This is a genomic window from Tamlana sp. 2_MG-2023 (assembly GCF_030548465.1).
Taxonomy (GTDB): domain Bacteria; phylum Bacteroidota; class Bacteroidia; order Flavobacteriales; family Flavobacteriaceae; genus Pseudotamlana.
On sequence record NZ_JAUOSF010000018.1, the window covers coordinates 1 to 16,516 of the forward strand.

The 16,516-nt window shown below is 34.9% G+C and carries 4 protein-coding genes; all 4 read right to left on the reverse strand.

Going from position 1 to position 16,516, the window contains the following annotated elements; genetic code table 11:
• Positions 1 to 9,873, reverse strand: a 9,873-nt coding sequence (locus tag Q4566_RS16225) for a hypothetical protein (RefSeq protein WP_303423477.1), incomplete at its 3' end; no start/stop codon positions are given.
• Between the two features lie 27 nt (positions 9,874 to 9,900).
• Positions 9,901 to 10,308: a hypothetical protein gene (locus Q4566_RS16230; RefSeq protein ID WP_303423479.1), complete on the reverse strand. Its 408-nt coding sequence runs from the start codon at positions 10,306 to 10,308 to the stop codon at positions 9,901 to 9,903.
• An 11-nt stretch (positions 10,309 to 10,319) separates the two neighbouring features.
• Positions 10,320 to 15,797: a hypothetical protein gene (locus tag Q4566_RS16235; RefSeq protein WP_303423481.1), complete on the reverse strand. Its 5,478-nt coding sequence runs from the start codon at positions 15,795 to 15,797 to the stop codon at positions 10,320 to 10,322.
• Between the two features lie 79 nt (positions 15,798 to 15,876).
• Positions 15,877 to 16,488 carry a hypothetical protein gene (locus Q4566_RS16240; RefSeq protein ID WP_303423483.1) on the reverse strand — a complete coding sequence of 204 codons (612 nt, stop codon included), beginning with the start codon at positions 16,486 to 16,488 and terminating at the stop codon, positions 15,877 to 15,879.
• Positions 16,489 to 16,516 lie beyond the last annotated feature (28 nt).

Sequence of the window (16,516 nt, forward strand, 5' to 3'; positions counted from 1 at the left end):
TTGGAAGCCATACCTATAGGATTTAGAATCTTTATGTCTGTTAGGTTGTAGCATCCCAAACGGATAGTAATTATTGTAACTTTCTACACTAGCAGTTAACTCGCCTGTAGCAGGGTCTAAATTCTTACGATCGCCAACAACCACACGTACATTTCCTAAATGATCTTTCAGCTCATAATACTTGTTTCCCACATTTCTATACACAATACCTTCTGTGGCTTCTTCTGCTTGCTTTAAGATGGTATATGGCTGATACGGCTGATATCCTGTACTCCCTGACGTAGATGCGGGCAGGTTGTTTAAGGCAGTAACCGTCTGCGTTTCTAGGTTCCATTCCTGTCCACTATCGGTAGTACTGGCAAACTGGTATAGCTTGTTATCCTTATTCATCCTCAAGTCTCCCAAGCCATTGGTAGTAACTACCTGTCCATCAGACGCACGTTTTACTACTTTATTATCTGTACTGGTCGACACCTCCTGTGTATACTGCGTATAGTAAATCTCGTCTCCTGTGTTTATTAAAGAACCTTTACCAATATTACCGTTGGCCACGGCTACCGTCGTAACACTTTCTATTACCGGTAATCTTGTTTCTTCATTTAACTGCCATGTGCGGATTTCTGCATCTGCATTACCCGTCCATTGCGCAGGCAACGAAGTATTGTGATAAATACTAATAGCACTACCATCTACAGCAATCTGTAGCTCTCCGTTACCGTCTGCATCAAAACTTTCAAAATACTCAGGCAACAATACACTATCAAAAGTAGCAACCCCACCTTCGTCTATAGTAAAACGCACTAGGTTGATCCCCGCAGGGCTAGTCACCGTGCCTTCATCATCAATCACGGCAGCACTATGCATGGTAGCATAAAGATAAGCAATTTTTTGTTGCTCATTCTGTATTACCGCCATATGACGTCCATAATTGCTATAGGCAAAATCCTGATGCTTCGTAATCGTTAATCCACCTGAGTTACGCAAGTTAGCACAGTGCAATCCAGCATCTGTATCTCTATAGAATAATAAGTATTCTGTTGGATTTGATGGATGACGTACCACTACTGTTTTTGCTTGCGGATCAATTGGTGTATTAGCATCGTCATTTATCAGTTCTAATCCAGGTACTAATTGTCCTTGTGCATTATACAATAACAATACAGATCGATCTGGATCGGTACTAAAATAATTATTAGCAACCATACCATAACTGATCGTCTCACCCTCACTATCTTCAACTAGGATAATGTTATTATCTGTATTAATTGGTAGGACAGCATCAATGTTACCCTGCTGCGCCTCATAGATAAGTGCATTAAAGGCTTTATCTGCTTTGGCTTTAGACACCGTAGTGGCTGCTATTGTTATAGCATTACCATTAGCATCCGTTAATTCCTGATCATTATTTTGTACCAATAGCACATTACCCAATGCATTGGTCATAACATCCATAAATTCTACTGCTATTTCTTCATAGTGGGCCAAGGTCTCAAAACCATAGGTTCTGGTATATATGACTTCTTCATATACATCTTGCCCTACGCGGTCACTACCATAAATAGGTCTTTCTGTAATACTAAAAGTGGCGGTATACGTATGATCATCCGCAACATTAGGATTCGCTTTTACATCTTCACGCTTATAGATACCCATAACATTACCAGAGGCATCAGTAGAGTAATATGTAGTTTCTACAGCCGCAGGATTATGAATTTGCGGCCCCTCTCCGGCAGCATTATATGGCATGCGGTTTACTTGCTTCACAGCACGTATCCCCATACCATCATAGGTAAAGGACATATAAACTTTCTGAGTATCTGGGTCATTTGTGTTATCAGGAATAATCTCTGATACTTTTCCTGCCGCAGTCCAGACATAGGTCAATCCTTCACTATTATCACGGATCAACTGTCCTGTTTCATCATACTCATAGTTATCGCCTGCCTGGTTTGGTAAATCATTAATTTCTGCGCTTATCTGCCCAACATTATCATTTACATAATTCAACTGATTAGAAAAATTCGGATTAGTAACATTGTAATGATACTCCAAGTCATCCATAAGTTGTCCATCTTCTTTGTGGCGCTTCAAGGTTTGTAAGTTACCATTTTTATCATAACTGTAGCTCGTTGAAAAGGCATCTGCATTGCCACCTATTGATCCAAAACTTTGATTAGTATCACTATATAACTGAGTAGTAGATGATTTGATTCTATTTAATTGATCATAGCGGTAGGCATTAGCTGTAATGTAACTGTCCCTATTTTTCTCTTTCGCTTCTTCCGCTACCTGGGAGGTCCAGGTACTGATGTTACCGTTATATAAATTTTGCTGTACACCATTTACCTGATTTTGCAGGTTGAATGGATTCGAGGTAGTTAAACCTGAGTTGATAACTCCATTTCTTGTAAAGTCACCTTGATAATACCCTAAAGCCATACCAAACTCATCTTTAGCATGTTTAGTTGCTATATCTCCACGGGTATTACTACCGTCAGGATTAAATGCATTCTGTTCTAAGTTTGGCGTATTGATTCCTTTCAACCAACCGTGAATAGTATATGTAAAATCTAATCCTTGTATCTTATCTTCTCCTATCTCTGTACGCATTAATGGGCCATGTAGGTAATAATCGTATTGTGCATCTTCATCCCATATATAACCATCTTTAGAAGTTTTTACAGATACAATCCTATTATCTTCGTCATAGGTATAACGGTGACGATATTCACCTACTTTTCCTTTATTGAAATGTACCTCATTAACATTACCTGATATTAGATCATAAGTGTAAGCAACTGTAGTTCTACCAATTCCAGGTAATTCCTGAATACACCATTCTACATTACCATGTGGATCATAACTGTAATAAGTTTTAGTTTTCTTTCCATTCTTATCCTTATTATTGATAAAACTCACATTATTTCTAAGAAAACGTTGTTTTTGTCCCAAATAGGTAATTTCATCGATACAATCATTATAGGTCGTTTGAATAAATTCCAGTTTGTCTGTTTCAGATATATCCAATGAAATTTGTGGATTTGCTTGATCATTGATTAGAAAATCATTTGGTAATGTTTTTCCTTTTAAAGCCGCTTCTCCTCCTTCACGTACTCGACCAAGTTCATCATATATCACATAAGAAAATACCTGTTCACGTAACTGACGCTCATTTTGAGAATACAATAATTGTCCTATGTCATTATACATAAATTGAGAGCTTCCTCCATCTGGAGTCTTCTGGTTAGTCAACTGTGAAATGCTATTATAATCATAGCCAGTTACATAAGCATGTTCTGTCGCAACGCGACCACTCACCGTTTGTACACCTTCTGGTGATACTGTACGTACTAAATTACCAGCTCTATCATAGTAATATAACGTAAAATGATAGACATCACTTACACCCTGATTGTATTTTAATAGTACTTCATCTTCTAATGAATCAACATCATTAATTGCCGCATCCACATTCGCTTCCAATTGCGCCTTACTATCATTTACACAACGCTCTACATTGGCAGCAATAGCTTCTCTAAAATCCGAAGGGCCTAATGGTGGTATCTTTCTACCTTCATCGTTTAGTGGCGGTTCCGTTTCTCTAATGATAGGTGATTCCCAACTTAGGCATAAATTATAATTACGTGCTACTGGAGGTTGAGTTACTGCGGTAACAATTGTTTCTGTCGTACATCCATTTGAGTCAGTAATAACGACTTTATAATTAGCTGGTTTAATACCTGTATAACTAGAAGTCTCTCCTAAAGCTACTTCTTCTTCAAATACCAAGACGGGTACTTGCTCTGTAATGGGATCACTATCTGCTACAATAATTTGTTGATCTACAATTTTATACCAAGAAAAAACATAAGGAGCTGTTCCTGAACTATATCCAGAAACAATACCACCTACAAGTCCTGAACCTGCAATAGCATCACAGCTCGTTTGAATATCTTCTATTATTGGTATTTCTAGGGCTTTTGGATTTTGTAAAGTAAAGGTTAATGGATCTACACTTCCGCATCCACTTTCATCTGCAACAACTAGCTGATAGTCGCCAGCAGGCAAGCCGGTAGCATTATAGCCTATAGATACAATTTCTCCTGTCGATACATTTTGCCACTCATAAGTTATTGCACCAGATCCTCCACTAATGATCACATGAGCGGCTCCATTTACTGCTCCAAAACATTTTGGATCTACAGTCTCAATCTCTGCTGTAAACTTAGATTGTGAAGTTATCTCAAAAAACAATTCAGCACCACATGACGTAATATCTTGATTATAATTATCAATTGAACTAGGAATAACACTTACTTTATAACTGCCCACACCAACTCCGTTAAGATCTAATCTACTCGCTACATTATTAAAAACCTGCGGATCACCTGTAAACTCCTGATTATCATCCACCAAACCAAATAACACTGTATAAGGGGCTATTTGAAAATCACTGCATTGATTAATATTATTTGAAATATCTAAGGCAATATCACGCGTTTGATTAGAGAAACACAATTCATAGAATTCCGGACCTGTGGCATTAGTAATTCTAGGAAATACTTGTAAAGCTTGAGGTCTAAAGGCTTTAGAGTACGTACATCCATTTTCTGAAACAATTTCTAATACATACACCGAGGTTGTAGCAACGTCAGTTAACTCATGGGTTTGTGTATCTGTAAACGTTCCTGTAAAAGTAAGAATATCCTCGTTAGAACCAGATGAAGCATTGAATATGCGTCCTGTATAATTAGTACCAGTGATGGCAGCATGCACATCTAATGTGCTAAAATACAACTCAATGCCTCCACTTGTTGCCCCACAACTTAAGAGGGTGGTACAAAAATCACCAATAGGACTACCTACCTTTGGCACAGTTATAGATTTCTCAAATGTACAGCCATAGTTATCTTTAAAAGTAACACTAAAATCACCTTCAGGAAGATTCGCAATTGTTAGAGACTGGCCATCATTTAATTGTTGGCCTATAGTAACCAAATCGGGATAAGTGGCATCAATTAACTCAAAAGGAGCTTGGTCTACAAACCCTGTCTCCTGCTCACCAACAATTGTCAAAGTAACTTGTCCATCTGCTTGATCCGCACAACTAACTCCTTCAACTAGCTCCATTTTAAGTACTGCTCCCGGATAAACATCTATATCTATTCCTGCTACACCGCTACAGTTTGCAGAGGTATTACTTACTGATTGCACCGTAACCTCTAAACGACCACTATTTAAAGGATTAAATGTAAACTTATTTCCACTGCTTGAAATAGGGTTAACATTCCAGTTATATGTATAGGCCCCTCCGTTAACATTTCCAGTAAGAAGTACTTCCACAACAACATCTTCCCCCTCACAAATGGGGATACTACTTATAGGATTAATTGTTATCTCAGGAAAAGGAGTATTCAAAACCTCTACAAAATCCTGCGCCGTTGTAATCTTAAGGTCACATAATTGATTATCTGAAATACAAGTAGCCTGTCCATTTTGGATTGTCTCAGCACTATATTTAAAGCTCACATTATTTCTTAAGGAAAGTCTCGTGTTTACTTTAAATATCTGATCGCTACTTAATTCCAAGTCTAGCAAATCCCAACTCACCGTTGTGGCCGTTGTAGAAGATGGTTCAGGAAACCCTACTACCGTGTTTTCATATGAAACTCCTAGTGGCAAAGTCAACACTAATTGCTGCTGAGCAATTGGGGCTTCATTATTATTTTTCACTTTAATACTTACCTCATTAAAGTCATCACACACCAAAAAATCATCTGCTAAGATATCTATTGCTATATCAGGTAATACCAACCCTTTAATAGGGATAAAACGACCATATGCCAAACTGATATTCTCGGAACAGTTTGTAGTTCCCTTTAAATTAAAATTAACTGCTTGTCCTGGATTATAATCACAGTCTGAAATTAAGCTCACTTTAAAGGTAATCTCATTTTTACCAGGTAATCTAATACCAGGAATCGTACTCTCTGAAGCATTATCCAGATCTCCAGATGCCACCAATAAAGACGTTACTAACCCTGAAGCATCAATTATAACATCTTCTGTAGCTGAGATGTTCTGCTGTACAAAAGTAGTTGGTACGACAGTGTTGGTTGATCCATTATATGTATATGTTAACTGGTTGATATCAGAAACGGTTACACCTTCTGGTAAATCGATACTTACGTTAGTGTCATATACATTTGCGTATTTAGAACTAACTACCTTTATTTCAAAGTCTGTTGTTTCACAGAGCTCTACTTCATCCTGGAGACGATTTACTTCCCAGTCTAGATCTCCGGTTTTATATCGTAAGGTTACTACTTCTTGCTCTACTCTAAATTGACATTGTAATATACCTGCGTCCAACACAGAATTAATAGAAGTTACGTCAATATTTGAATCTGCAAATGGAAACGTATCACATGCCCAACTAGATATTAAATCAATATCTTGTTCCACATCATTTTCACACACACGGTATTCAGCAATAGGAGATATTGTAACACATCCTCCTTTGCTGATACTACTACTAACCTTTACTAACATATTCTGAGGAGTACCTGATCGTGGATTGATAGGCCCATAAAAAATAATATTGTCCTGAGAAATGAGATTACCATTTTGATCGTTTGCTCCTACTAGAATCGTGCTCTTGTCTAAAGGCTTGAGCTCAAATGCCATCCATGGATTATTTATCCTATTATTGGAACTAGAAGTACTTGTATTACACATCTGGACTGGCCAATCGGTAAATCGCTCAAAACCCTCTTGTACCACATTTGGTGCAGTACTGAATTTAGCGCCATTATAATTATTGTAAACTGTTCTAACTGGGTTTTCATTTGTAAAATCAAAAAAGTTAATAATGTCTTCAGGATTTTCTAATATATCCACGTATGACATAATACTTGTAATTTCTTGACGGTCTTGCCAAATATCATCTTCGCAAATTGGTTCTACTGAACTGTAAATTTCAAAACTTCTAAATCCCGAGTCTGCACTAGGGGCGGGCATGGAAGACTTTAAAAGATTTACTGTATCACCAATTACTTCTTCATCCATCGAATATTTGTAAGGAAAAATTTCATAAAAACTTGAATAGCTATACAAGGAAGATGTTTCTTCTTTAAGTTGATACCCTTCTGGCAAAACAAACCCTATTTCTGAAAAGTTTGTAATGGGTCTGTATTCCTTGTTAAAATCATCATTGCCTGTTGCAGAGTATAGATATACCGTCGCTAATTTTACTTCACCATAACACTCTAAAAACACAGCTGGGTCTACATCTTGTCTAAACTGAGGTATATATAAATCAAAATTAGCTCCCTTTGCATTACCACAACCTGATTTTCCATCTATATTTTTCCCTGAAAAGAAAGCTTTAAATGAAGTTAACTCATATACCCCTCTAGCTAATCCTATATCAGATAGTTTACCAAATTGTAATTGGAGGTCACTTACCTCAAGATTTATTGCTTGGCCAGAAACGTTTCCTACCGATACATTATACGTATATTTAACTTTATTGGTTATTTCTTCCGTTTCTTCTATACTGATCTGTGGAGAAGTAAGGGGAAATGTACTATTACCTACAGTTAAAATACCATTGTCTTTATGAACTAATAGTTCTGGAGTAGTCCCCTCTGGAAGATCAAAAGAAAAAGTAAAAGAAATTTCGTTATAAATTTCATCTTCTTCAGTGGATAATACGCCTAATGCACTGATTAATATTTTATCAGTAGGATAGGCAGCATCCAATTTTATCCCTGGAGTTTCAGCCGTTACTAATGACTGAGTTTTTAATTCATTTTCATTAAAGATCTTAAAGCTATTTGGGTGAATATAACCAAAAGTATTTCTCTGTACTTCAAATTCACTTGTTATTAAATCACAGGTCTCACCGACGCCAGAACAACTAAGATAATTAGTGAGTATAGAAGAATTTGTTGCAGCTATTTTCAATAATTCTAAACTACTAAAATCATTACACATGTCTCTATACATTTCCCAATTTACTACACCATTTTGATCCACAAGCGTTTCAACACAATCTACAGTAACTTCAACTTCATAACGTCCTCGATAATTACCACCTAGTACCTCGTATTCATTATTTCCTATCTGCGACCAATTCAGCTCTTGAACACTTATATCAGATCCGTCAAAATTTTCGTCATGCCAGGTTACTCTATCTATTTTGTAACCTTCTGGCAAAATAAACCTTGATAGATAATTTTCAGGCACTGAAACTGCTCCACTATTTTGATGACCAAAAAGGTCTAGTTGATGTTTGCTTGATAGCAAATAGTTATAAAATACATTAAATTTCAATACAGAAGAATCTCCTGTAGTCAAATCTTGAGGTAATTCATCTGATGCTTGAACTCTTTCTTCTGATATTAGATCTAACCCTCCTTTACCGGGAGATATAACATTACCTGTACAACTGTTTGTATAGGCGTATAATGAAACATCTACCATATCACTTATGTATATATCGTCAAAAAAAGTGGAGTTCCATTCCATATTTAACTCTACATCAATAACCAGAGTTGCTCCTGCAGGCAAGTCATCATAAACTCCATCTTTATCTATATCATCTAAGCCGACACCTAGACCATCAGGATCTGTACTAAAAACTGCATTTACATTGTCAGAAAATTTACAAATTGACCCTATTGTACCTACCGGTATTTCTCTACCACCAATAGAAAGCTTGTTATTTCCTGCTTCACGAAAAATCTGAGAAGAGCTTTTAAAATATAAATCATATGCAGTATCTGACAATCCTAATGAACTGTTTGTACCTTGATTTGTATATTTTAATTTAAATCGAATAGTATCTCCACATACGTCTCCTGCTTTTACCACCTCATAACTCACCAGCCCAAACTTAGGTGCTCCTTCTAAAAAACTCAAATAATTAACTGAGGTGGCATCTTTGTCATCTTCTTTCTCACAAAAAACTGAATTATTGTCTACTGGATTAGGATCACAGCCATATACAGCGGTATAGTTGGTAGCCATCGAAGCATAACAATCTCCTACATGAAGGGAAACAGTATCAATAAATATAAATTTCTCATCCTGCTCAAACTTATCATCACCATCACCAATAACAGAAAAATCCGTGATAATATATTCTAATCTAAGAAGCCCATTACCTAGCGGAGAGGTAATTGCTGGGCCAGTTGCCGTTAAGGCTGACCCTCCAGACAGTCGAAGCTCATTAAAATCTATGGCAGAATCAAAATCAACATAAAATCGGTATTCACGTAAGGCTCCTAACCCACTATTTGTCACCTCGATTTCTCGATTCAAGACTGTACCATCTGCATCTTTTTCTAAAACACTTACCTGAAGGTTGACATCCTCATCCTTAACCTTCACAAGTAACTCCGGAAAATTTATATTATAAGACTCAGAATCTCCTGAAAAATTTTGAGACACACCATTATCTATGCTGTAATCCAAGGTGTTTTTATTGGTTACCGTAAATGTATTCCCATTCTCTAAATTGTGATGAAAAGCAGAAAGCAATGTACAATTTCCTTTAGCTGTATAGGTAAATACACTGCTACTATTCTCAGAAATATCAGGAATATCAAATACGATTTCAGTATCTGTCCCCTTATTCGTAAATTGTGAACTAACTAACTCAATTCCAATAGGCAACTCAGAACGATAAGATAACCCAGTTACGTTGCCTGTATTACTCCTATTCGTTACCTTAATGGTAAACGTTACAGCATCCCCACAAACTACAAGTGCATCATTGGCAGAAGTTTCAACCAACAAATTATTATGAGATTGAGCATAATTTAGTGTTGTATATAATAAAAGAAATGCAATATATATATTTTTCATCTTGATACTATTCAGATTGATGATTTATCAAATTTGTTTACGACTCTCGGTAATTAAAGTAAAATCCTTATCAAAAAGTTTTACTTCAATAAATTTAGATTTTGGAGAGGCTTTAATATGAGGAATCTTTGTCTCAATTATTATATCATCTAAAAAAACTTCCTTTTCATTTCCCATAAATAAGAGATAGAAATTACCATCTTTTTTTTTATTCAAAATTGCTTCTTGATTAAAAATTATATGACCTTCTTCGTAAAATTTGAATTCAATAAATTTAGCTTGATCGGTATTGATTCTTAGGAAAATCTTGCAAGAATCTTCGATTTGATCGTATATTTCAAATTCCAAAATAGAAACAGCTTCTTGTTGTGCATTAACTTTTCGAACAAATACCCCTATAAGAAGGAGAGTGATAAATATGATTTTATTTTTCATTATTTCTTTTTTTAATTGTTAGGGGCTATACTTTTATTAATACCTACTTTAGGTGAAATCACTGGACTTATCTCATAAGAATACCTTATTTCTTCCTCTTCTTCCAGCTCCTCAGAAACGACTTTTATTAGTTTAAGCGTTTCGCCAATTTCAAAAATTTTATTATAATTTTCTGTTTGTGAAAAATCACGAATTAAATACTCATACTCAACTATAAGCCCACTAGTTGAAGTCACTGATCTTAAGGGGTCAAGAGCAGTTTCAATTCCATTTACTGTCCATCTTAATTCTTTAACCTCACTAGCCAACTCAAAATCAATAAATAATCTAATCTCTTCAATATTATTAGGCCCTTCATTCCTTACTGAGATGATTTTCTTAAGTAAACCATCTTCATTTTGATAATGATTATCATCAATTAATAATCCACTATCTTCACCGCTAGAAGAATAAACTGATCGGGTTTTTGAAACGTATGAATCTCTTTCAACGAAAGTATCGCTAAGACCATTTTCATTTGTACGATTAATATATTCACTCTGATCTGCACACATTTCAAATAATTGCTCTATCCAGCCATTTCCATTATTCACATATACTGGTTCATTAGGAAGGTTTTGACTATCATAAGTGAGGTCTGGATTATAATTTCCTGTGATATCACATTTACTAGGTAAGTCCAATTTAACATTCCATTCCATTGCCTGATTCCATCTTGTGAATTGAGCATAAGTAAGAGATTGCCTAATATCCCAAATTGTAACAAATGGGTATCCAGAATCATTAAACGAGTATTTTTTTAATCCACTGGTTCCCAAAGACTCTATGGATACGGCAACATCTGTTTCCGTTGTAATTCCAGATATTGGATCAAAATACTTAAGCTTTTGGCTAGATTCTCCAGTTTCATTCTGTCTTTCTGAGAAAGGGTACACTACAGGACCAGAAACTCCAAAATCAGTAAAACTTATATCCAAGGTAAACTTTTCAACAGATGTTGGATCTGTTCTATCTACTCGTGTTGGAGCACCCAATAATCTACAACTTTCATCTACACAAGAAAATGTATCAATTTCACACTGATTTTTGCATTGTAAAATCATTTGTTCTACCAACACATTAATATCTGCTTCGGGAACTATATTATCATTTGGATCAATCTTACAATCTCCGATTACATAACACCGATCTTCAAACATACGAATAAGTTCATCTCTAAATTCATCTGCTCTTTGTTCACAAGAATCTTCACAGTTTTCAATCATCTCTCGTGCTTGATCCTCTACTATACTTACTCCATCCCGAGCAACTCCGGTCAAATCTTTAAAACCAGTATACGGCGTCATGCTAGCCAAACTATTAGTAATATAACCTCCTACAGCATCATAATCCACAAATAGATTGACTGATAAGTACTCTAAACTAGATATCGAACCTTTAGGAATTGTAGGGTCATTAAATTCTAAAATTGAGTTTTCTGGATCTTTATCATAATCAGGGTTGACTACATAACTTGTAGCTTCATAATAATTTTCGCAATTAATTGGCACGAGCCCAGGTATCACCTCTTCTCTATAACTCTTTAGCAATCTATAAAATGTAAATCGTTGTTCACAATCCCATTCATCTTTAGTTTCTTCACATGTTATGTATCCTACTTCACAAAAGTTACAAGGAATAGGATTTCCTTCCGCATCTTCACCGCAGCAAGCAAACTCTTCTCCAGTATTCACATCTATACACATATTTGGATCTCGATAACACGTCTCCCCTTCTAAAATTGGAAAAGCCCCATCCTCATATTCATAATACTTAAAAGCGAATACAGGGTCTTTAATAAATGGGAAGAATTCCGCTAATCTACCTTCCAATTGATTTTCCGGGATAAATTCTTCACCTCCCATAGGTGGAAGGTAACCTTCATTAGATTTATCTAAAGGTTTATCTAAAGAAAAATATCCCCAATCCATATTACCATTTGGATCTGCAATATCTGGATGAATCAACCTATTTCTATCATAAAGGGTATATTCTTCATTAGTTTTGGAATGTGTTCTTACTGAAAAATCCCCAAGGAAGTCCTCAAAATTGGCTTCTGGTTTTTCTATAATACCATTTTCATCTTGTTTTTTATTTATAATGTCGCCGAATGAGTATCCTGTACAATTTAGAAACGTATTCACTATATTATCAATTTCAGCGGTTGCCTGATCTAATGCTGATCCACTTCCGTTTACATTTTTACTTTTCATTTTTCTGATTAACTTAGGCTTTGATATCCATCGAATAATAAAATTATTTATATTATCACCTAAGTGTTCATTAGTACTTCCTTCTCCCCCTCTCTCATCATAACTATCAGCTACATTACCATTACCATCTTCATTTAATTCATATGCACTTACACACAATCGATTCACTATCTCAACAACTATTGGTTCCCAACACTCAGCTAATTCCTGAGCAGAATAAGAAGCTCCTGGAAGAAACACTTTTTCTTTAGGAAAATCACAAACTTCATATAAGCTGTTAGTATTTCTATTTTGTGTCGTACTCCCCCCATCTCGAGGACATACTTGGCTCCCATTATCATCAGTTACCATATGATAAACCATTTGATTTAATAATCCAGGCCTATGCCATCCACGCATATAGCCGTAAATTTCTTGTGCTGCTTCTTCTCTTGAATAGTCTGCATCTCCAGAGCTCTTACACTCGTAAAGCATGGAGATTGCATATCCTTCAAAGTCTATCGGGTATGCCTCTGTATTTACTAACTCTACTGTCTTATCATCATTTTGATTATATGTAAAATTCTCAGAGTTATCAAACAAAAAATCAGCATTAGGATGTATCCAATTATCTGGGTTTTTCGTCGTCAAAGAATCTGTATTTATATTATAATATGATATTGATTCCATTACTTGAGTAGGTAAAGAAACCTGGGGATCGTCTTCTCGATATCCTTCCTTATATGCTAATAATGCTTCTGGAGTAGGTGTTTTAAACGGAGGTGTAAAAATTATAGGAACACTAAAGTCACAACATGGGGTACTAAAGTTAACTTTCACCGGCTTAATCCCCCCTAATGAGCTTGTAGTGCTATAGTCAATAGGTTGTAATTCACCATTATCATCGAAATAAAAGATGGTAATATTATATTGACTCTCTCTACCAACATAATAATCCATAAACTCATCATCTGCTTCTTGATCATTAGGGTTTTTATTTAAAAAATTTATGGATTCATTAGAACAATTGTCACAGTCAAAATTTACTTTAGAAGTTATTTGCTTATTAAAAACTAATTGTCCAAAATGAAAAATATCATTGTATAAATATCCCATTTCTTCTTCACAATCAATCCTATTAGAAAAATTAATGATCCAATCAAAAAATGGTTTTATTAATTTATTTAGGGTTTCTTCAGCATTAATCACCTCAAGTTTTATGTTATCACTAGGAATCAAGGTCTTTTGCACGTAGTATGTACCTGTATTCAATATCACATCACCAAAATCAACTGATACATTATCAATACCATCATCTGTATTATCTGTTAAATCTTTTAAGGTTGGTTCTTCAAAACTTTGAATTACTTCTCCCGTTTCGATATCAAATATTTCTATTTTTAGGCTATAATCAAGATCAAAAGTCAAATTATTACATAATCCATCAAGAATTTGCCGTGTGATTGAATAGCTCACATTGATCTCTGTATTATCTTGAAGAACAGTAATACGTTTAGATGACATAAAACCATCTGTGGTTTTGACATTATTAGTAATTCTATCCATTACACCAGACACCGTGTTATCTGGATTTGAATCTTTTACACTATCCAATACATCAGAATCTTCACTAAAAGTTAATCCGGTTGCTATAGTGTTACCTTCCTTGGTGATATATGATACCGATCTTGTATTATTTGGATCTATCGTAATAATTTTGGCAACATCTTGGTGATTTGGTGCTTCATCACCAAAAAGCTTTACTAATTCATCCTCAGTTGGAGTAGAATACAGTGTTCTTGTTGTTCTGGTATAAGAACCTGCCTTATTACCTATCATGTGAGTTTTACCCACGCCTGACTGTTCTACAACTCTATCAGTCCCGTCATTACTAAAAATCACTCTTGTAAATGGGTATCCTTCTGCATCAGGAATTCTTTTATCTGCATTCGCACTAGAATAGTATTCAAATGCACCTGTTGCATCTATCATCCTTGGGTCAAGATAATTATCATTACGATCAAAATGCTCAGCGTTATATATTCCTCCTCCACTAGCCGTAGCAAAACCTTCCTTATATTGGTTGATTCTTTCTCCTGAAATGGGCACAGGCAATGTATTTAGAGTTGGTCTTCCAGAAAAGTCCAATATCGCTTGCGTTATTACTTTATAATTTTTAGAAGGTATATAGCGCTGTGTTTGTATTACCTGATTTAATGAAGTAGCATAAGTAACCTGCTCACTGACTTTATTATTTTCAGTAAATACTCTACTATATTGAAAGTTCTTGTCGTCATCTGGATCAGTAAAAAAGAAGACTTGGTTGCTTCCGGTGGACGAATGAATAATACATTCTGTACAATCCCCAAAATCTGGCACATTCCATTCCCCCCAATTTCGATCATTTCCTATTCCATTTTCATAAAATGTTCCTACAGGTCGTACTCTCCAAGCATAATAGCCTTGCCCTTCTCCCATTGTCAAGTCTATTGATGGATTTGCTACTTCAACATAAAGTGATAAGGCTTTTTTCCAATCAATTGTAGTTGTAATAACTCGTTCATTATTAGCAGTTTCTGGATCAATATTAAATAGTCTGATAATCTGAAATTCGTACCCGGGAGCTTGACAGCTATCATCCCATTCAAAAACTATAACTTTAGAATCAGGGATTAGGTTATATCTTAAGTTACTGACAGAATTACCAGTAACATCAACACCATAATTAATCTCATAATTTAATCCGACCCTAAGATTAGTAGCAGTATTTATTGCTGGTGCCGTATTTGTTAAATTACGAATAGTGCCTTCTACACCAATTACCTTATTACTTAAATAAGAAAAACCGGTACTATTATTATTTTTATCTATGTATTGATTAAGATCCAGATAAATAATACTTTCTGATTTATTATTATTCAGTTGAACATTGAACGATATTGAAGGATCTGAACTTGGATCATCTGTTAATATTCGAATATCCAAATCCATAGTTATATCGAATGGTATCCCGTAATTATCGTTTCCAAATTCGTAGTTTTCACCTAAGTCTACTTTTATCCAAGCTTTACCATTTAGCACATAAAAATTACCACAAGGAGTCACAAAATTCAAACTTTCTGACGATACCGCTCCTCCTTCATTAGGAACATTTATCATGGTATTATCTATATATGTTCCTTTATCCTGAGAAAACAATACATTACAAAATAAACACAGAAACAGAGTAACCTTAATGTATAACAAATTAATTTTCATCTATATATTTTTGATTTTTATTATCTAAACAATTCATCAATTCATATTCTTGCGAGAACACTTTGATTGTTTTTGTCTATTATTTTTGTCTATTATCAATTATTTCAAAACCTTCGTATGTTGACATTAAATCTGTTCCTTTAAAAATATAGGTAAGCGGCTCTTTTATTTTCTTGGAACTATTATAGTTGAGAACATCATAGTTTACTAATTGCTTTTTAACTTTACTTTTAGCGTTAAATCTATTTTCTACACTAGTTACTCTCTTCTGTAAATGATCATACACCAATGTTTGTTTTATTAATCCGGTAGCTTTAACAAATTCTTTACCTGGTATAATTACAATTCGATCTTTACCTTTTTGTAAAGATGAACAACTAATATTTTCAGAAGATTTTAATAATGATCTTTCGATATCAAGGAATTTCTTGTAGGAATTGCTATCAGAAAATAATCTTGGATCAGAATTGTTCCAATAAATCTTACTAACTTTAGGTAACACTACGAACATATTTTTGTCATCTCCATAAAGCTTCATATGTTCGTCATCCATTACTATCTTATTTTCACTTAATAACATATCTGTTTTTGTAGTAGTCTTTGGGATATTATATTTTTCAAAGAACTCTGTCTTTGTTGTATATCTCAAATGGTATACCTGATCAGATTTCGGAGTCAACACTTTCTCCATATCATCTAAATATGTTACTATGTTCTGT

Coding starts and splice junctions, on each gene's coding strand:
- Q4566_RS16235 (WP_303423481.1), bottom strand. CDS start 15,797: ATGAAAATTAATTTGTTATACATTAAGGTTACTCTGTTTCTGTGTTTA.
- Q4566_RS16240 (WP_303423483.1), bottom strand. CDS start 16,488: ATGGAGAAAGTGTTGACTCCGAAATCTGATCAGGTATACCATTTGAGA.
- Q4566_RS16230 (WP_303423479.1), bottom strand. CDS start 10,308: ATGAAAAATAAAATCATATTTATCACTCTCCTTCTTATAGGGGTATTT.